At 30.7% G+C, this 17,889-nt stretch carries 19 protein-coding genes, 1 pseudogene and 1 riboswitch; of the genes and pseudogenes, 4 read left to right on the top strand and 16 right to left on the bottom strand.

All coding sequences use genetic code 11. The annotated features are described in order from the left end of the window. Positions 1-308 precede the first annotated feature (308 nt). From cbiT to HW276_RS00630, 11 genes and pseudogenes are all read right to left on the bottom strand, one after another. On the bottom strand, positions 309-875 hold the full coding sequence (cbiT, locus tag HW276_RS00680) for a precorrin-6Y C5,15-methyltransferase (decarboxylating) subunit CbiT (RefSeq protein WP_178937024.1): 567 nt from the start codon (positions 873-875) through the stop codon (positions 309-311). Between the two features lie 77 nt (positions 876-952). Then, positions 953-1,579 (bottom strand): precorrin-6y C5,15-methyltransferase (decarboxylating) subunit CbiE, encoded by a 627-nt coding sequence (cbiE, locus tag HW276_RS00675; protein ID WP_178937023.1) that lies wholly within the window; start codon positions 1,577-1,579, stop codon positions 953-955. Positions 1,580-1,631: 52 nt separating this feature from the next. Further along, the gene (gene cbiD / locus HW276_RS00670; RefSeq protein WP_178937022.1) at positions 1,632-2,738 is read right to left on the bottom strand and encodes a cobalt-precorrin-5B (C(1))-methyltransferase CbiD; all 1,107 of its coding nucleotides are present in this window, start codon (positions 2,736-2,738) and stop codon (positions 1,632-1,634) included. A 154-nt stretch (positions 2,739-2,892) separates the two neighbouring features. Continuing rightward, positions 2,893-3,549, bottom strand: coding sequence for a precorrin-8X methylmutase (locus HW276_RS00665; RefSeq protein ID WP_021747146.1), 657 nt, complete (start codon positions 3,547-3,549; stop codon positions 2,893-2,895). 124 nt (positions 3,550-3,673) lie between these two features. Further along, positions 3,674-5,029: a cobyrinate a,c-diamide synthase gene (locus HW276_RS00660; RefSeq protein ID WP_178937021.1), complete on the bottom strand. Its 1,356-nt coding sequence runs from the start codon at positions 5,027-5,029 to the stop codon at positions 3,674-3,676. Next, positions 5,026-5,832, bottom strand: coding sequence for an energy-coupling factor ABC transporter ATP-binding protein (locus HW276_RS00655; protein WP_147002710.1), 807 nt, complete (start codon positions 5,830-5,832; stop codon positions 5,026-5,028). The genes HW276_RS00660 and HW276_RS00655 overlap by 4 nt, the downstream gene beginning before the upstream one ends. Position 5,833: 1 nt before the next feature. Continuing rightward, positions 5,834-6,517 carry a CbiQ family ECF transporter T component gene (locus tag HW276_RS00650; RefSeq protein WP_178937020.1) on the bottom strand — a complete coding sequence of 228 codons (684 nt, stop codon included), beginning with the start codon at positions 6,515-6,517 and terminating at the stop codon, positions 5,834-5,836. Further along, on the bottom strand, positions 6,504-6,806 hold the full coding sequence (locus tag HW276_RS00645) for an energy-coupling factor ABC transporter substrate-binding protein (RefSeq protein ID WP_178937019.1): 303 nt from the start codon (positions 6,804-6,806) through the stop codon (positions 6,504-6,506). The genes HW276_RS00650 and HW276_RS00645 overlap by 14 nt, the downstream gene beginning before the upstream one ends. Beyond that, positions 6,806-7,513, bottom strand: a complete 708-nt coding sequence (locus HW276_RS00640) for an energy-coupling factor ABC transporter permease (protein ID WP_178937018.1) — start codon at positions 7,511-7,513, stop codon at positions 6,806-6,808. The genes HW276_RS00645 and HW276_RS00640 overlap by 1 nt, the downstream gene beginning before the upstream one ends. 194 nt (positions 7,514-7,707) lie before the next feature. Further along, positions 7,708-7,888: riboswitch (cobalamin riboswitch) on the bottom strand. A gap of 129 nt (positions 7,889-8,017) precedes the next feature. Then, positions 8,018-8,938, bottom strand: coding sequence for a DDE-type integrase/transposase/recombinase (locus HW276_RS00635; protein ID WP_178937017.1), 921 nt, complete (start codon positions 8,936-8,938; stop codon positions 8,018-8,020). A 103-nt stretch (positions 8,939-9,041) separates the two neighbouring features. Next, positions 9,042-9,463 (bottom strand): annotated as a pseudogene (locus tag HW276_RS00630) (IS5 family transposase); the annotation flags it as partial. Positions 9,464-10,002: 539 nt separating this feature from the next. Here HW276_RS00630 and HW276_RS00625 point away from each other — a divergent pair. From HW276_RS00625 to HW276_RS00610, 4 genes are all read left to right on the top strand, one after another. Then, positions 10,003-10,581, top strand: a complete 579-nt coding sequence (locus tag HW276_RS00625; RefSeq protein WP_147002705.1) for a hypothetical protein — start codon at positions 10,003-10,005, stop codon at positions 10,579-10,581. 366 nt (positions 10,582-10,947) lie between these two features. Further along, positions 10,948-11,571: a CAP domain-containing protein gene (locus HW276_RS00620; protein ID WP_178937016.1), complete on the top strand. Its 624-nt coding sequence runs from the start codon at positions 10,948-10,950 to the stop codon at positions 11,569-11,571. A gap of 246 nt (positions 11,572-11,817) precedes the next feature. Next, positions 11,818-12,126: a DUF2752 domain-containing protein gene (locus tag HW276_RS11935; protein WP_147002703.1), complete on the top strand. Its 309-nt coding sequence runs from the start codon at positions 11,818-11,820 to the stop codon at positions 12,124-12,126. Positions 12,127-12,364: 238 nt separating this feature from the next. Continuing rightward, complete coding sequence (locus tag HW276_RS00610) at positions 12,365-13,294, top strand: DUF4431 domain-containing protein (RefSeq protein ID WP_147002702.1); 930 nt, start codon at positions 12,365-12,367, stop codon at positions 13,292-13,294. 433 nt (positions 13,295-13,727) lie between these two features. On the opposite strand, the gene HW276_RS11610 is transcribed toward HW276_RS00610, so the two are convergent. The 5 genes from HW276_RS11610 to ffh all read right to left on the bottom strand — a co-directional run bounded on the left by HW276_RS11610 (position 13,728) and on the right by ffh (position 17,634). Beyond that, positions 13,728-13,943: an integrase core domain-containing protein gene (locus HW276_RS11610; RefSeq protein WP_197735157.1), complete on the bottom strand. Its 216-nt coding sequence runs from the start codon at positions 13,941-13,943 to the stop codon at positions 13,728-13,730. A gap of 5 nt (positions 13,944-13,948) precedes the next feature. Beyond that, entirely contained in the window at positions 13,949-14,647 is a 699-nt protein-coding gene (locus HW276_RS00605) for a DDE-type integrase/transposase/recombinase (RefSeq protein WP_218974981.1), read from the bottom strand. Between the two features lie 74 nt (positions 14,648-14,721). Next, positions 14,722-15,486 carry a sirohydrochlorin cobaltochelatase gene (locus HW276_RS00600; protein WP_178937015.1) on the bottom strand — a complete coding sequence of 255 codons (765 nt, stop codon included), beginning with the start codon at positions 15,484-15,486 and terminating at the stop codon, positions 14,722-14,724. A gap of 280 nt (positions 15,487-15,766) precedes the next feature. Next, positions 15,767-16,258 (bottom strand): hypothetical protein, encoded by a 492-nt coding sequence (locus tag HW276_RS00595; protein ID WP_147002700.1) that lies wholly within the window; start codon positions 16,256-16,258, stop codon positions 15,767-15,769. A gap of 38 nt (positions 16,259-16,296) precedes the next feature. Then, on the bottom strand, positions 16,297-17,634 hold the full coding sequence (gene ffh, locus HW276_RS00590) for a signal recognition particle protein (protein WP_178937014.1): 1,338 nt from the start codon (positions 17,632-17,634) through the stop codon (positions 16,297-16,299). Positions 17,635-17,889 lie beyond the last annotated feature (255 nt).

The raw sequence follows: 17,889 nt of genomic DNA, 5'->3' as shown, positions 1-17,889 counted from the left end.
GGAGTAGTTCACCTAATACACTTAACCAATCTAAATGTTCATTCATCATAACATTTAGAAAAGTTTAAGCCAATATTTTTTCATTTATTTTATGAATCATCATATTTTAAATTTTTGATTATTCATAATAACATAATGAGATAAAAATATTAGAACATAATAAAATATTTTTATAAACAGACAAGATTTTATATTTCTAAAAGTTTAAATTTATGATAAAACAAAATGTAATCAGCAAAAATGATTATTATGAAAGAATTTTCATAAAAAAACCACCTTTTAGTATGTTGCAAGTGGTTTTTTATATTTTATTTTCTCGCAGAAATCACATAAATTGGATTTTCTGACATCATCATGTTAAAATCCTTCACTTTTCTATTTTTTGCCACAATTATTTGAGAAATATCAATATCCTCAAACTTCGATTTTTTCAAGCATTCAAGTGCTTCAAATGTGTTTTCTAAAACGATGAAATTCAAAGCAATTATTCCGCCTTCTTTTAAATTTTCATAAGAATAATTGATAATTTCTGATAAGTTTCCACCTGAACCACCGATAAACACTTTGTCGAAAGTTATTCCTTGCGGTAAATCTTCTGGTGCTTTCCCAGAAATTACAGTCATATTTTTTATTTCAAATTTTTCCATATTTTGTCTTATTAAATCAACGGCTTCCTCTTTTTGCTCAATTGTGTAAACATGCCCATTTTTAGCAAATCTAGCCATTTCAATACTTACAGAGCCAGTTCCACCACCAATATCAATACACACATCTTCATCAGAAATTTCCATTTTCGCAATACTCACCGCTCTTATCTCTTCCTTTGTCATTGGAACTTTTCCACGAATAAAGTCCTTATCTTTTATATGATACATTTTCTCTCCATTTCTTACATTTAATTTTTTATTTTGTTAAAAACTTTCTTTTTATTACAAAAACTTTTAACCTTTTTTTATTTTTTCAAAATCACAACATTCATTCCAAATTTCTCTTCATAATTTGCCAGCTCTTTCGCCTTAAAACGATAAATTTTTTCATTCTCATAAGACAAATTTTCCCCAACAAAAATTTCCACATTCTCAAAATTATTTTCCAACAATTTTTGAGCAATTTTTTGTGGCGTATTTTCTTTAAAATCAGTCAATAATCCAATTTTCTCATACTCATTCAATTTTTCCACAAAATCAAATTCCTTCCCATGAACACTGGCAATACAAGCATCATACCAATATTCTGAAATTTTTGCAAACATATATTGAACCGATGAAATTCCTGGCACAACTTCCAGCTCTTCACTTTCAAAATGTTTTTTCATAAAAGTCAAAAGACTGTAAAATCCTGTATCTCCAGATACAATCACAGAAATCTTTTTATTTCGATTTTCGTTTATGAAATCCAGAACTTTTTGCAAATCAGCTGAAATATAGCAATATTCCTTATTCTCCGCACATTCTCCCAAACTTTCAATATGCCGCTTTCCACCGACAATTACTTCCGATTCCTTAATTTTCTTCAAAACAATTGGTAATGTGTAATCTAAATTTCCAGGCCCAAGCCCTAAAATTTGTATTTTTTCCATTTTTCCTCTTTTCAAAAACTATAATTTTTATTGTTTTTTTACAAATAAAAAACTAGAACTCTTTAAAAAAGTCCTTACTTTGTCCAATAACTTTTTTCTCAGCTGATAAAATCAACGTTTCTACTTCCAAGTCCCAGCCATTTTTTCTGCAATGTTCTTCACATTTTTGTTTTGCCTTTTCAGCTAACAAATTGAAAACTTCCTTTTTTTCAATATATCCAGAAGCTTCTTCAGTCGTATTCGAATCTAAAATTTTGTAAACATTTTCCAATTTTTCACCAACTAATAGAGCATTTGCAGCTAAAATTTCCATTTTTGCATCAGAAACTCGGCTATGTGTATGAAAAATTCCTCCTGCCACTTTTACAAATTTTCCCAATTCGCCAATAAAATAAACTTTCTTAACCTCAAATTCACACGCTTTATCAAACATATATCCGACAAAATTACTAATTACAACACCTTCTTTAGCTTTTTTTGGAAATTCCTTGCTCAAAAACATTTTTCCACGATTTCCAAAAAGAAAAATCGCTGTTTTCGTATTAAAATATGTCAAATTTTGCTTCAATTCTATTGCCAAAGAGGCTTTCCATGACTCTTCGGACATCGGTCGCACAATTCCCATTGTTCCAAGAATCGAAATTCCGCCTATAATTCCTAACTTTCCATTCATTGTTTTTTTTGCAGCTTCCTCACCCAAAGGCACACTTATTTCAACATCGACTCCTTTTCCCTCTGGAAGAAATTCTTCAACAATACTTGTCAACATTTTCATTGGTGTTGGATTAATTGCTGATTTTCCAATTTCTACAGGAAGCCCAACTTTTGTAACTTTTCCAACTCCTTTTCCTCCAAAAATATTGATTTTATTATCTTTTCTAAAACTCACTTTTGAAACAATCTCCAAACCATGTGTCGCATCAGGGTCATCTCCCCCATCTTTCACAACAGTCGCCGTCGCATAATCCTTCGTTTTTTCAAAAGATTTAATCCCAATTTTTATTCTCTCACCTGCTGGAACGTCTATTTCAACTTCTTCGATTTTTTCGACTTTCCCCAGCAAAAGTAACAATGCTGCTTTAGTCGCTGCCGTTGCTGAACTCCCAGTAGTATAACCATATCGCAATTTTCTACCGTTAAAATATACATAATTTTCCATTTTTTTATTTCTCCAAAATTGTATTAAAATATATCTGAAAGTACTTAAATCAATAATTTACGTTATCTTCCGTTATGAAAAATAAAATATAAAAATTGAAATAAGTTTTCAGATATTAATAGATTCACTAATTAATTTTCACATAAAATTGTGATTAATTATTAAAATATTTATCTCTTTCGTACATTTGATAAAGGATTCCGTGCATTACACCAACTGCAACTGTGCTTCCACCTTTTGTCCCATTTGTTCTAATAAATGGAACATTGTATTTTGAAAGTTCAGCCTTCGATTCAGGACATCCCACAAATCCAACTGGCACTCCAACTATCAATTTTGGAACATTTTCTCCTTCTTTATCCATTTTTTCAAGTAATGTGAACAATGCTGTCGGTGCATTTCCAATTAGAAAAATTTTCGTTTGAGGATCCTTTAATGCTCTTTCCAATCCAACCATTGAACGTGTAATTCCTCTTTCTTTCGCTTCTTTCGCCACATCTGGATCCGCCACCAAGCAATACGCCTCAGCACCAAATTTTTTCAACCCATTTTTATTCAGTCCATTAACAATCATATTTGTATCGCAATAGATTCTGCAATTTCCAGCTTCTAACGCTTCTTTTGCCGATTCAATCGGATTATTTTGAAATTCAACAATGTTTACATAATCAAAATCTCCCGTCGTATGAATCAATCTTTTCACAATCAATTGCTCTTCCTCACTAAAATGATCAGCCTTTCCAGCCAATCCTTCAGTTATTATTTCAAAACTTCTCACTTCTATTGATTTTGGATCTTTAATATATGACATATTTCATTGTGTGATAATAACTACCACTCTCTCCTTTCTTCTTTATCGTTTTCCACACTTCAAATTCATTATTTTTCAAATTCATTATTTTCAAAAAAATTAAAAATTTCTCTTCAAAATCTTCTTAATCTCTTTTCACATCCAACAAAAACTCAAGAAACTCCACATTCGAGTAAAAATGAATATGCGGATATCCGGCTATCGCATTATTTTTCATATATCCACATTTCCATTCTTTCCCATTATTCTTGTAAATATTATAAAAATAGCCTTCCGAGTCATTTTCATTCACTTCGTTATTTTCCAAAATTTCCGAATAATGAAATTCATGTCCTCGCAAGTTTATCCCATTTGCAGTTTCAATATTGATATACCCAAATCTTCCAATATTTAAGCGTTTTCTCATCCCAATTTCAATATCAAAAATTCCACACATATCAAAAATTTCATCATTTAATAAACGTAATTTTTTTGCCAAATACATAAATCCACCACATTCTGCAAATATTCTCACGCCATTTTTACACGCTTCAACAATACTATTTTTCATCGAAATATTTTCACTTAACTCTTTTGCAAATAATTCAGGATAACCTCCACCAAAGTAGATAAAATCTGTATTTTCAAGAAGTTTTTTATCTCGAATTGGACTAAACTCAACTATTTCCACTCCACAAAATTTCATCAAATCAATATTTGCTTCATAGTAAAACGAGAACGCTTCATCTCTAGCAATCGCTACTCTTTTTCCTTTAAATTTATCTTTTAGATGTCCTATTTTCGCATAATTGTCCATATTTCGACTTGACTCAAATTCTTGTGCAATTTCTTTTATCCGCTCCAAATTCAAGCAATTTTGTGCGATTTCCTTAAATAACTCCTGTTTTTGTGCATTATCCTCTTCAAAAGCCTGTTTCAAGCCTAAATGCCGACTCTCTGTAGCAAGTTGCTCATTTCTAGGAATGTAGCCTAAACACTCAATTCCTGTATATTTTTCAACTGCTTCCTTCAAGCTCTCATACAATTTTTGTGAAGAAACATTGTTAAGAATCACACCTTTTATATTCACTCGTTCATCAAACATCTTAAACCCAAGAACTTCTGCCGCAATACTTGTTGAAATTGCTTTAGCATTCACAACTAAAATTACGGGAATATCAAGTACTCTTGCTAAATGAGCCGTGCTAAAATTGTCCTTCTCGTTCCCAATTCCATCATAAAGTCCCATAACACCTTCAACAATAGAAATATCCCTGCCTTGCGAATACATCTCAAATATCTGTCTCACAGCATCCTCACCTGTCATAAAAATATCCAAATTGTGTGAATGATGTCCTGTAAATACCTCATGATGAGTCGGATCAATGTAATCTGGTCCCACTTTAAAAGGAGCCACATTTTCTAATGCAGACATCAAAATGCTACTTACTGTAGTTTTTCCGCTTCCGCTCATCGTTCCTGATATTAATATTTTTTTCATAGCAAATTTTTTTCCTCCAAAAATTTACAATAATCATTTTCATCAAGATTTCTATACTTAAGATAACTTTTAATTTTCAAAATATTTGGAACATTCAAATTTAATTTTTTCAAAAATTCAAAATCCTCGAAAACTTCGTCTCTACTACCTTGTCTTACAATTTTCCCTTTATCAAGAACATAAATATAGTCAGCAAATTCATATGCAAAATCTGTATCGTGTGTCGAAACTACAAGTGTTTTCCCAGCTTTAGAAAAATTATCTAAAATTTCAGAAACTCTTTTTGTATTTTTCGAATCCAACCAAGCTGTAGGTTCATCTAGAATCAACAATTCTGGCTCCATTGCTGTAATTGCCGCTATTGAAACCCGTTTTTTCTGACCATAACTCAAATGATGACAAGGTCTGTCCCTCAACTCCTCAATATTGATTTCCTTCATTGCTCTATTAACATTTTCTTCTACTTTTTCCTCAGAATATCCAAGATTTTCAGGTCCATAAGCCACTTCTTGAAAAACTAACGGAGCAAAAATTTGTATTTCAGGATCTTGAAAAATTATTCCAACTTTTCTTCTCAATTCCTCCAAATCCTTTTTTTTATGTTTAACCTTCTTCCCCTCAAAATAAATGTCTCCTTTTTGTGCCTTCAAGAGTCCATTCATTATTAAAAATAAAGTTGATTTTCCTGAGCCATTTTCCCCAAGAAATAATGTTTTCTTTCCTTTTTCAATATTCAAAGTCACATTTTTTAACGCTTCTGTTTCATTATCATACGAAAAAGTTATATTTTCAAGTTTAAGCATTTTATTTTACCACCAAATATAAATTTATTGCAACTATTATTATTACAAAAATAGTTTCAAATCCAATTTTTTTGTATTTTCTATGAGAAAAGATAAATTCCTTTCCCAGTCTTGATTCTACAGCCTTTATAGAATTAAGATTATAGTAATATGTTTTTTTTAATATAGCTACCACTAACATTGGAAATGATTTCATCCCATTCTTAAAACTACTGTATCCAAGTCTTACTTCCTGTGCATTTTTGAGTCTTTCCTTATTCTCAAACAACAAAAAAATATATCTATAAATCAACAAAAACATTTCTCTAAAAATTTTTGGAAATCTCATTTTTTCAAATATATAGTCTAAATCTACAACTGGTGTTGAGCAAATAAGAAAATAAATTACTGATATTGACGAAAATGAACGTAACAAAAATGTCCAAATATCCGCCTTTATTAGCCATAATGAAATTACAGTTGTTAAAATAAATAAAGCTGGAACAAAATTCAGCTTTAGTAAATCTTTCGCTTTCACTTTTACTACAAACAAAAGAAGTAAGTTAAATAGTATAAGATTAAAAATAAATACTACTTTACTTCCTGTGTAAAGCAAAAAAACTAATGTCACCATTGACAACGTAAATTTTATTCCAGGATTAATATTTTTTATGGGATTCGTATATGATATTTTATCTATTAGCATTTTTTCTTTCACCTTTGAAATATCCTAAAACATATCCTACAATTCCTGCACCTAGTGCTGCTTGTAACGCAAAAAGTAAACTTTCAGTTTCCTCTCCAGGCAATTCTATTAAATTTTTAGCCCAAGGCTTGTAATCAGGTTTTATCGTTTTAATCATTTCTTCTCCTTTGTCATCTGAACCACCAAATTCAGATTTTACGAGAAGTAATGGTACGACACCTATCAAAAGTATTAAAACCAATAAAATAATATTCTTTTTAAAAATACTTTTATTTTTATTCTTATCCATTATGCTTCCACCCCTTTTACTTCATATTTGTCAAGTATATTCATTACAACATTTGTAAGCAATCCTTCAATTATAGCAAGTGGAATTTGAGTTACTGCAAATACCATTCCAAATTTAATAAATGAAGCAAGTACTCCACCTTCAGGCGATGGATACGCAAGTGCCAACTGAAAAGATGTAACAACATAAGTTGCAAGATCCCCTATTGCTGCTGCCAAAAATATTGCAACTGCTCTATTCTTCTTAGCAAGTCCTTTATAAATCAAGTACGAAACAATTGGTCCAGCAATCGCCATTGAAGCAGTATTCGCCCCAAGAGTCGTAAACCCTCCATGAGCCAACAATCCAGCTTGAAATATCAATACAATTGTCCCTAAAATTGAAGTTACAAATGGTCCATATAAAATAGTTGAAAGTCCTACTCCAGTCGGATGTGACGAACTCCCTGTAACTGACGGAATTTTCAACGCCGACAACACAAAAATAAATGCTCCTGCCAATGCAAGCGTCATTTTATCCTTAACACTCCCTTTAGAAACAGTTTGAAGTTTTTTTATCCCTAAAATCCAAAACGGAATACACACAACAAACCATACAATAACCCAATTTAATGGTAAAAACCCTTCCATAATGTGCATCGAAAAACCGTTTACACCTATTAAAAGCATACTAGTTAAAACTAAAAATAATAATGTTCTCTTTTTCATTTTTTCTCCTTCCAAAACTTTTATTTAGTTTTAAGCAATCCAAAAAAAAATCAGCTAAAAGCCGAATTTAATACACGTCAAATTCCATAAAAGCAATATTTGTACTAACGTCGTACATTCACTATGTGCTAATGGAACAAATCACCATTGATTCATTTAATGATGTATATCAAATTTCCCCTTCCCAGAAAATCTATAATATATCAATATTAGGCAAGTCTCCTGACTAACTTCAACCTACTCACTTCCTTCCCGAGATCCCATCAATCTCAGTGGTTATCACGCTTTCGTCAGTTTCACAGTAGTGGGGGCTGTATCGGATTTCAACCGATTTCCTTATTAAGTTTGCAAAACACCTATTATTCTCTATAAATATTATATAACTTTTTCTACATTTGTCAAGCTAAATATAGACATCTTTCAGCTTATCCATGTATAGTTGTCAAACATTTGTTACAAAAACTTTAAAAATAAATAGAAAAGTTATCTTACTAATGTCTTAGCCTAATTGTTTGTCCTATATTCTTTCAGCATTTCATTTGGACTTTTAAAATTTAATACTTTTCTTGATATATTATTGTATCTGCTGCAATATCTTTTTACTGACCTTCTTAATTCTTCCAGACTTCTAAATCTTTTTCCTAAATAATAATTGCTGTCTAGCCTGTGGCTCCTTTCCACTTTTCCGTTCTGCCATGGCGAATACGGTCTTGTTGTCATGTATTCTATCCCTAGTTCTTCCAGCTTTAGCTCAAATAGTGTCTTTTTGCCATTTTCCGCATTCGTAAACTCCCTGCCGTTATCACTTTGTATTTTTTCTATTTTAAAGCCCAGCTCCGCTTCAAGCGTTTCTAGAAATTTTGTAGTCTGGTATGTACTTTTTTCATCCACTATTCTTAATATCCTCTTTCTTGTATACTCATCTATTGCCGTTATCTGATAGTAATTCTGGTCATTCATTCCAAAACATATGCATTCTCTTGGAACATATTTTATGTCTATCTGAACCTTTTCGCCAGGATATGTAGCCTGCTTCACTTTTTTTGTGCTTTTGTAAAGCCTTTTAAGCTTTTTGGGCTTATTATCCCTAATTTTTCTTATTATTTTGCACATAGTTCCATAAGAACGGCTGTATCCCAGTTTTCTAGCTTCGGTATATACCTGTGCCAGTCCTTCATATGAAAATCTCCTGTATTTTTTCATAATTAAATCTATTTCTTCCTGAGTATGTTGATTTGGATGACTTTTAGGTCTTCTGCTTTTTGGCATCAGTGACTGCACTGTCCCGTCATATCTGTCACGCCATCGCTTAATCTGCTGTCTTGACGTTTTATATTTTAATGCCGCCTTTGAATTATTGTTATGTTTTATTGCATACTCAACTGCCCGTTGACGAACACGGTACTCTTCTGATATACTATTCATAGAAAGGTTTCTCCTTATGTAGTTTTGGTCGGCTTACATTATATCAGAAACCTTTCTTTTTTTCTTCTTTTTTGTCACATATGTATTGTACCACGACAATATACAGAGGATTACCAAGTCCATCTACAACCGCATGTATCTTGGTTGTCCTTCCACCTGAACTTTTCCCTATATGCTGTCCTACTTCAGAACCTTTTGCCCCCTTTTTGCTCCCGCACTGCTCTGATGAGCCTTTACTGTCGTAGAATCAATGCTGAGATTTTCATAATCAGAATCCTTCTTTAAATCTTCAAATACCCTAAAAAGTGTTCCCTCATCACGCCATTTGCAGAAACGGGAATAGACTGTCTTCCATGAACCAAAACGCTCCGGAAGATCCCTCCAGGGTGCTCCACTGCATACAATCCAGAGAATAGCATTAAATATCAGGCGTGAATCCTTACCTGGACGTCCTGTCTTAGCTCTGGGAAACATTTCTTTTATTCTTTCCCACTGTTCATCTGATATTTCATATCTTCTCTGCATAATGAAAACCTCCTGTGTTTTTCTTCTATTGTAACAAAATGATGACTATCTTTCAATCTTTCAATCTCTTAGTATATACTTTCATAATTATTAAAAATATTGCCTATTTCAAGTTTTAAGACACGCCCTAGTAAGAAGGAGAAAAAAATGTTTGGTTTATTTAGCGGAAAAAAGATGATTTCCCTTTTAAACACGATTAACTGGATTTTCTTTATTATACTTATTATTCTTGATTTAGCAAATGTTTTCTTTTGTTTAAACTCTTCTGGTTTTTAATACTTTCAAAACTTTAGAATTAGATATTATAATCTGCACAGATGTATCTTTTTAATTAATTTACACCTGTTTGTTCTAATACATTTTTATTTTAAGTTTTAAAATGTGATTTATAGTTTTATTGTAATCAATAATCTCAATAATATTAATAATACCATTTTGCAATTATCAAACTATCAACCATTCAAATAATATTATAAGTGAATACAAAGTTTTTTAAAGTATAATACTAGTAATCAAATTCAAATAAAAGGAGATTAATTATGAAAAAAATTATTTTAATGCTAATATTTATCTTAGGAAGTTTTGTTTTTGCAGAAACAGCTGGAAATGAAACTGAACTTTTTTTATCGCCAAATGAAACTAAAATTTTTTTATCACCAAATGCTCAATTTTACATTTCAAATCAAAAAGAATGGTTCCTTGGAATAACTCCAGATGATTCATCTATTGAATGGGAGAAGAAGTATTATTTTATCAGTATTCTTCCAGTTGGAAAAAATTATAAAATAGCCTATATACCTTTTGATGAAACGAAATCTTACGATAAGGAAGGTTATCCTATCCTAACTCATAGAATAACAAGAAAATATACGCAAAAAACTAGAAAAGAAGAAAATATACCTGTAGCTGTTTCATACAGTTTCGATAATACATTTTTTGGAGCACATCCAGGTATAGAAATAAAAAAAGGAAAAAGATATGAAAGAAAAAGTTATCAAGTACTTTCAGAAAACGAATTAAATATCTTATTAAAATCTAGAAATGCTAAAAGACTTGATTCAACTACAGAAAAGTACTTGAAAGCATGGGCAACTTGGCTAATTTATAATGCTGGTTAATTTTTTCTCATCATAGATTGTATAATATATTACGACAAGATAAAAAACTCAAGATAGTTTTCAAAATTAATATTATTAAGAATAATATGATAAAAACTGCACCTCCAATCTTGTGTCCAAGATTTTGGGTGCAGTACATTATGGGATAAAAAAATTCGACAACCTTAAAAAGTTTATTCAGCTTAGAATCTCTTAAGGTTATCGAACTTTTTCTACTCCATACTTGACAAAGAGCCAATTTTTACAAAAAATAAAAGTTTTATTTAATGTTTGTTTATGCTATAATAGAACTAAATATACCTATTCAGAAACTGTTATTATAAAACAAAACGCTTACCTATTGTGAAAAAAGAAAGGAAGAGAACAATGCGTAAAATAAAATATCAAATTTTAATAATTGGAATTTTAAGTTTGATTTCAATTAATGCAAATGCAGGATGGGCGAAACATAGAGACAAAATTTTAAAAGGCTTTAAAAATTGGATAAATTCTAACGATCAACGGCACAGTAATAATAGATATAAAAATGATAATAGCCCAAACAAGACAAATACTAATAATTCTGTATCAAATACAAATACTTACACAAATAATAGTCTAAATTTTGAAATGGAAGTCGTAAGACTTATTAATATAGAAAGAACTAAAAGAGGAATTCATCCACTTTCTATATCTAATAAACTTTTTGCAGCAGCAGCTATTAGAGCTAGTGAACTTACACAGAAATTCAGCCATACAAGACCCAATGGGAGCAGTTATCTTACAGCAGTACAAAATGTTGGATATCCATCATCTTATGTAGGTGAAAATATTGCTGCTGGTCAAATAAGCCCTATCGCTGTAATGGAAAGCTGGATGAATAGTCCTGGTCATAGGGCTAATATCTTAAATCCAAATTACACAGAAATTGGCGTTGGAGTTAATTATGAAGATGGTTATTATGGAATATCTTGGGTACAGCTTTTTGGAAAACTATCAGATAATAACTAAATATTTTGAATTAGTTAAAAACAAATTACAAATATCAAATAAATATAAATTTAATCAAAATATTCATAATATTTTATGTTATTTTTTATTAAAATAACAAATATATTGATTTATTTTTTGTTATCGATGAAACAAAAAAAATGAATTCTCAGAAAATATTACTTGCACTCTCAAATAAAAGCGTCTATAGTAAATCTAGTTTAAAGCGTAACTAATACTCTGATTTTATTTAAAATTTTCAATATAATGAAAAAATACTTTAAATTATTATTTAATTATCATAAAAACAATCTTATTTTGTACATATCACTTGTATTTATAATTTCTATAAGATATTATTTTAAAATACCGTCACCAATTGGATTTGTTTTAAAACCATTACATATTCGTTATTGGAGTGAAGGTTTAACAACGGCATTTATACAATTGATAAAGGGTAATTTTTACCGTGCTTATAAAATAAACCCTTTGATATTTATTATTGTGATAATTATTTTTTTTCATATTTTTTTAGAGCCTATAATTTTTAAAAATTCAAAAACTAAAAAACAGTAAAAAGATTTAGATAAAATCAATCTACTGTTTTTTTATTTCTTTTTCCACCCCCATATATATTATAGAGCCTAAAAAAAATTGGTAAAATGTCATAATTATATTTCAATTTATGATAATATAAAATAAATTCAATTAACTATATCATTTTTTCATTTTATAAGCTATAATAATATTAAAATATATAATTTTTAAACTTTTACAAATAACTATATTATAAAAAATAAGGAGGATTAATAAAATGAAAAAAATTATGTTTTTCATAATATTTTTATTACTATTATCATGTGAAAAAAACGGAAATGTTGATAATTCAGAGAATTTGGCTAATTCGAAGAATATTAGTGATAATAATGAAAATATAAAAAAGACTAACAATGAAAATATAGAAAAAATTAACAAAGAAAGAAGTATTGAAGAGGAAATAAAGAATATGGTTGTTATATGGAATGCAGCTTCTAATAATGCTGACTTTGGTACTTTAGAAAAAATATTAGGAGATAAAATTGATTATTATCAGTCTTTAATTTCCAGAGATTATTACATTGCAGATCAAAAAAGGTTTTTTCAAAAAAATCCTGTTTATAGTCAAAGAATAGTTGGCAACATCATAGTTACACAACTTTCTGATAACAAAATGCTAGCAAGATTTGTTAAAGAAGTGTCTACAAGAAAGGAAACAAAAGAATACCCTTCATACTTAGCCTTTGAAAATATTAATGGCAGCTGGAAATTAGTAGTAGAAAGTGATACTGTTTCAGATGCCAATATTGCAAGAATGAAACAGAGAAAAAATAATACTCAAGAAAAAGTGCAAGAACAACAACCTGCCATTATAACTCCTAACCAGTCACAATACTATTACGGTTCTTCTGTTAAACTAGTTGGAACAATTACCAGAAGAAAATATCAAAACCCAGATAATTCAGTAGCAAATGTGTTCTTATTAAGATTAAGTACACCTATTACAGTAATTGGAAATACTGAAGATAGCCCGACTGAAAGAAATGTGCAGGAAATTCAATTAATGGGAAATGAAACAATTTCTTTATTCGATAAAGATGTTGTAGGAAAAAAAGTACAAATTACTGGCGAGTTATTTCATTTGCACACAGGACATCATTATACTCAAGTTTTAATTCTGGTTTCAAATATAAATTTTTTAAATTAATCCTTAAAGGTTAAGCGAAACTTTAGGCTACATTTAACTAAAATATTTTCAAAAGTTATGATAAACTTGAAAATATTATTGATATTTACATAATCAAAGCTAGTTAATGATTTGTAATACAATTTTTTGATAAGTAGAGGAGGCATTCGCTTCCTCTAAAAATTATTCAATATATTCATAAGTACATCTTTTTGATTATTAAAAATAAATTTACTTTACTTATAAACAACGAAAAGCTTTTCGTTCCATTTTTCGTTTCATTTTGCAACGAAAAAATATGCCAAATTTATGACGTATTTTAATATTTATTCTTTTTCTTTCCTATACTGCAATACTGTTTTCCCTGTCCAGCCTTTAAATGTGTATAGTTGTCAAACATTTGTTACAAAAACTTTAAAAATAAATAGAAAAGTTATCTTACTAATGTCTTAGCCTAATTGTTTGTCCTGTATTCTTTCAGCATTTCATTTGGACTTTTAAAATTTAATACTTTTCTTGATATATTATTGTATCTGCTGCAATATCTTTTTACTGACCTTCTTAATTCTTCTAGACCTCTAAATCTTTTTCCTAAATAATAATTGCTGTCTAGCCTGTGGCTCCTTTCCACTTTCCCATTCTGCCACGGCGAATACAGTCTTGTTCTCATGTATTCTATCCCTGTTCTTCCAGCTTTAACTCAAATAGTGTCTTTTTGCCATTTTCCGCATTCGTAAACTCCCTGCCGTTATCACTTTGTATTTTTTCTATTTTAAAGCCCAGCTCCGCTTCAAGCGTTTCTAGAAATTTTGTAGTCTGGTATGTACTTTTTTCATCCACTATTCTTAATACCCTCTTTTTTGTATACTCATCTATTGCCGTTATCTGATAGTAATTTTGGTCATTCATTCCAAAACATATGCATTCTCTTGGAACATATTTTATGTCTATCTGAACCTTTTCGCCAGGATATGTAGCCTGCTTCACTTTTTTTGTGCTTTTGTAAAGCCTTTTAGGCTTTTTGAGCTTATTATCCCTAATTTTTCTTATTATTTTGCACATAGTTCCATAAGAACGGCTGTATCCCAGTTTTCTAGCTTCGGTATATACCTGTGCCAGTCCTTCATATGAAAATCTCCTGTATTTTTTCATAATTAAATCTATTTCTTCCTGAGTATGTTGATTTGGATGACTTTTAGGTCTTCTGCTTTTTGGCATCAGTGACTGCACTGTCCCGTCATATCTGTCACGCCATCGCTTAATCTGCTGTCTTGACGTTTTATATTTTAATGCCGCCTTTGAATTATTGTTATGTTTTATTGCATACTCAACTGCCCGTTGACGAACACGGTACTCTTCTGATATACTATTCATAGAAAGGTTTCTCCTTATGTAGTTTTGGTCGGCTTACATTATATCAGAAACCTTTCTTTTTTTCTTCTTTTTTGTCACATATGTATTGTACCACGACAAATATAGACATCTTTCAGCTTATCCATAAACATTTCTCGAATAAACTTGTATTCTCCCATTCCTTTTAGAACAGATGTTACTTTATAACCTTCATTTTTTAGTATTGTCTTCCATGAATCCTTTTTATCAGAAGACATATCATTTTTTGCATGATCTCCAGCTACTATCATAAGTGGTTTTAATAATATATTTCTAAAACCTTTTCCCTTCATTTTTTCAACAATATCTTTAATAGTCACTTTCCCTTCAACAGTGGCTATGAAAATGTTATCTTTTCCAGCTTTTAAATACTCATCCTGCAATTTTTGATATATGCAATCTGCAGCATTTTCAGTTCCGTGTCCCATAAACACAATAGCATCGTTTCCCTCAAAATCATTAAATTCTTTATTGTTTACAATTTTTTTTAAATCCTTGTCATCTGCCAAAAGTGGCTTTGATATTTTTCCAAACTTGTCATCAAGTTTTGAATATTCAATTCCATCTAAAATATGCAAAGACATTGTTATTATTTTTTCAAATCCTCTATCTTTCAAGGCTTTCAGCCCTTCCTTCTGATCAAATATGTGAATCCCTTCATTTTTTTCTATTATTCGTCTTATAATTCTTGAGGTATAAGCTCTTTCCACGTTTTCACTCCCGTATTTTTCCTCCACTTCCCTTTGAATCAAATCAAGGCATTTTTCCCGTGTATCCCTATGTGATGTTCCAAAACTTGTTACTAAAATAGCTTTTTTCATTTCTTTTTCCTTCCCTTCAAATTAATATTTTTATAAAAAAAGGCATTGAAATTTTTCATGCCTTTAATGTGAACTACTCCCACTTGTAGAAGAGGGAGCTTCCTGGGAAGTATCTGCTTTTGCTAGCTAAATATATTTACCAAGCTCTTCGGGCAGTCCCTGCCCTGACTATGAATATTATACTATATAAGAGCTGTTATTTCAAGCTATATTCTGCAATTCATCTCCCACTTATAGAAGAAGGAGACTTCTTGCTAAATATTGTTAAATTTTCATAAAATTATTTTAATTTTGATTTTGCATCTTGAAACAGACCTTCTATAAATTCCCCTTTGCTCATATCATTTCCTGAAATTTTTACAGTTCCTGATATTTCACGTGCGAAAGGATAAACATTATAAGTCCAGCTATTTTTTTCAGAAATTTGACGTATATTTTTATTTTCTGAAGATGCCACTTCTGTTATCTCCATCTGACCTTTATATTTTCTTTTTTCAAATACTTTCAAAAGGCTAAGAAGTGCTGATTCATCTTTTTTTTCTATAATAAATTCAATTTTATCTGCACCTGAAAGATTTTGATACATTTGTTTTGCAAAATCCCCATCCTTTTTCATTCCAAAAATTAAATTGGCAAGTCCTCCTCTATTTAAAGTTCCTGATATTACTGGACTTTCATAATTGTCATTAATAATTCCAACTACAACTTTGTCAAAAGCTGAAAATGAAAGTGTCCCAAAAATAATAAACAATGCTAAAATTAATTTTTTCATCATTAATTCCACCTTTCTTGTTTTATAAAATATTAATTCTATTTTCTTCTGCCCTTCATAAATCCTCCGCCAAGTCCTGGAATACCGCCACTATTGAACATTTTCATCATCTGCTTCATTTGTTCAAACTGCTTTATTAATTTATTTACATCATTTACTTGAACTCCGCTTCCTTTAGCAATTCTCATTTTACGGCTTCCATTTTTTAGAAGTTTCGGATCACGTCTTTCCTGAACTGTCATTGAGAAAATAATCGCTTCAACTTTTTTCATTTCCTTTTCAGCCATTCCCATGTCAATCATGCTTGAGTCAACTCCTGGTATCATTTTCATAATTCCAGCAATTGATCCCATTTTTCTTATCATTTTAAACTGCTTTAGAAAATCTTCAAAGTCAAACTGATTTTTTCTAAATTTTTCCTCCATTTTCTTGGCTTCTTTTTCATCAATGGCTTCCTGTGCCTTTTCCACAAGTGAAACGACATCTCCCATTCCAAGAATACGTGAAGCAAGCCTGTCAGGATGAAACGGTGCGATGTCATCCAGTTTTTCCCCTTCACTTATGAACTTAATTGGCTTTCCTGCAACTTCCTTTACTGAAAGGGCTGCTCCACCACGAGTATCTCCATCCAGTTTCGTAAGCACGACTCCCGTAATATCAAGCTGCTCATTAAACTCTTTAGCCACATTAACCGCATCCTGCCCAGTCATTCCATCAACGACAAGCAAAATCTCATTTGGGTTGAAACTATCCTTTATATCCTGCAATTCATGCATAAGCTGCTCATCAATATGCAGCCTTCCTGCCGTATCAATAATTACATAAGTAGCATGCTCCGCCTTTGAAGCCTCTATTCCCTGTTTTACAATTTCCAATGCATCCGTACTCTCATCAATTGTAAATACTGGAACTTTCACTTGCTCTCCCAATACCTTTAATTGCTTTTTAGCAGCAGGTCTATAAACATCCGCTCCAATTAAAAACGGCTTTTCCCCTTTTGATTTCAGATGTTTAGCCAATTTTCCAGAAAATGTAGTTTTCCCAGCCCCTTGAAGCCCAGAAAGCATTACAATCGTAGGATTTTTCTCAGCTTTAGCAATTGAAACATTTGAACCTCCCAGCACTTCTACCAACTCATCATTTACAATTTTAATGAATTGCTGTGTTGGATTAACTCCGCTAATAACCTGCTCTCCAAGAGCTTTTTCCCTAATTTTTGCCACAAAATTCTTAGCTACGCCATAATTTACATCCGCTTCAAGTAATGCCAACCGAACTTCCCTCAAAGCATCCTTTATATTATTTTCAGTCAACTTCCCCTGGCCGCTGACTTTTTTAAATATATCTTTAAATCTGTCTCCTAAATTATTAAACATTACTAATTTTTCTCCTTATTTTTATATTTATTTGTAAAAGTCCCTGAAATTCTGTTAATTCAGTATTTTTAAATTTTTATGACTTTTTATTTTTACAGTTATTTATTTGTATACTTTTTTAATTTTTCTAAATATAGGATAACATATTATAGAAGAAAAAACAAGATAGGCAAATGGAGTTTATCAACTTGCAAAAAATATTGCTAATAAATGAAATTCAAATAAAAATCATAAGGATAAAAAACTTTTATTCAC

The organism is Leptotrichia sp. oral taxon 417 (genome assembly GCF_013394865.1).
Taxonomy (GTDB): Bacteria; Fusobacteriota; Fusobacteriia; order Fusobacteriales; family Leptotrichiaceae; genus Leptotrichia; species Leptotrichia wadei_A.
Note: the sequence above shows the minus strand (reverse complement) of the source record. Positions and strands in the feature narration are given on the sequence as shown.

What these genes read in the sequence shown, in the direction of transcription:
- HW276_RS00620 (WP_178937016.1), top strand. Translation starts at nt 10,948, where the DNA reads ATGCGTAAAATAAAATATCAAATTTTAATAATTGGAATTTTAAGTTTG.
- HW276_RS00610 (WP_147002702.1), top strand. Translation starts at nt 12,365, where the DNA reads ATGAAAAAAATTATGTTTTTCATAATATTTTTATTACTATTATCATGT.
- HW276_RS00605 (WP_218974981.1), bottom strand. Translation starts at nt 14,647, where the DNA reads ATGAATAGTATATCAGAAGAGTACCGTGTTCGTCAACGGGCAGTTGAG.
- HW276_RS00645 (WP_178937019.1), bottom strand. Translation starts at nt 6,806, where the DNA reads ATGGATAAGAATAAAAATAAAAGTATTTTTAAAAAGAATATTATTTTA.
- cbiT (WP_178937024.1), bottom strand. Translation starts at nt 875, where the DNA reads ATGTATCATATAAAAGATAAGGACTTTATTCGTGGAAAAGTTCCAATG.
- HW276_RS11935 (WP_147002703.1), top strand. Translation starts at nt 11,818, where the DNA reads ATGAAAAAATACTTTAAATTATTATTTAATTATCATAAAAACAATCTT.
- HW276_RS00595 (WP_147002700.1), bottom strand. Translation starts at nt 16,258, where the DNA reads ATGAAAAAATTAATTTTAGCATTGTTTATTATTTTTGGGACACTTTCA.
- HW276_RS00650 (WP_178937020.1), bottom strand. Translation starts at nt 6,517, where the DNA reads ATGCTAATAGATAAAATATCATATACGAATCCCATAAAAAATATTAAT.
- cbiD (WP_178937022.1), bottom strand. Translation starts at nt 2,738, where the DNA reads ATGGAAAATTATGTATATTTTAACGGTAGAAAATTGCGATATGGTTAT.
- HW276_RS00660 (WP_178937021.1), bottom strand. Translation starts at nt 5,029, where the DNA reads ATGAAAAAAATATTAATATCAGGAACGATGAGCGGAAGCGGAAAAACT.
- HW276_RS00655 (WP_147002710.1), bottom strand. Translation starts at nt 5,832, where the DNA reads ATGCTTAAACTTGAAAATATAACTTTTTCGTATGATAATGAAACAGAA.
- ffh (WP_178937014.1), bottom strand. Translation starts at nt 17,634, where the DNA reads ATGTTTAATAATTTAGGAGACAGATTTAAAGATATATTTAAAAAAGTC.
- HW276_RS00665 (WP_021747146.1), bottom strand. Translation starts at nt 3,549, where the DNA reads ATGTCATATATTAAAGATCCAAAATCAATAGAAGTGAGAAGTTTTGAA.
- HW276_RS00625 (WP_147002705.1), top strand. Translation starts at nt 10,003, where the DNA reads ATGAAAAAAATTATTTTAATGCTAATATTTATCTTAGGAAGTTTTGTT.
- HW276_RS00640 (WP_178937018.1), bottom strand. Translation starts at nt 7,513, where the DNA reads ATGAAAAAGAGAACATTATTATTTTTAGTTTTAACTAGTATGCTTTTA.
- HW276_RS11610 (WP_197735157.1), bottom strand. Translation starts at nt 13,943, where the DNA reads ATGAGAACAAGACTGTATTCGCCGTGGCAGAATGGGAAAGTGGAAAGG.
- HW276_RS00635 (WP_178937017.1), bottom strand. Translation starts at nt 8,938, where the DNA reads ATGAATAGTATATCAGAAGAGTACCGTGTTCGTCAACGGGCAGTTGAG.
- HW276_RS00600 (WP_178937015.1), bottom strand. Translation starts at nt 15,486, where the DNA reads ATGAAAAAAGCTATTTTAGTAACAAGTTTTGGAACATCACATAGGGAT.
- cbiE (WP_178937023.1), bottom strand. Translation starts at nt 1,579, where the DNA reads ATGGAAAAAATACAAATTTTAGGGCTTGGGCCTGGAAATTTAGATTAC.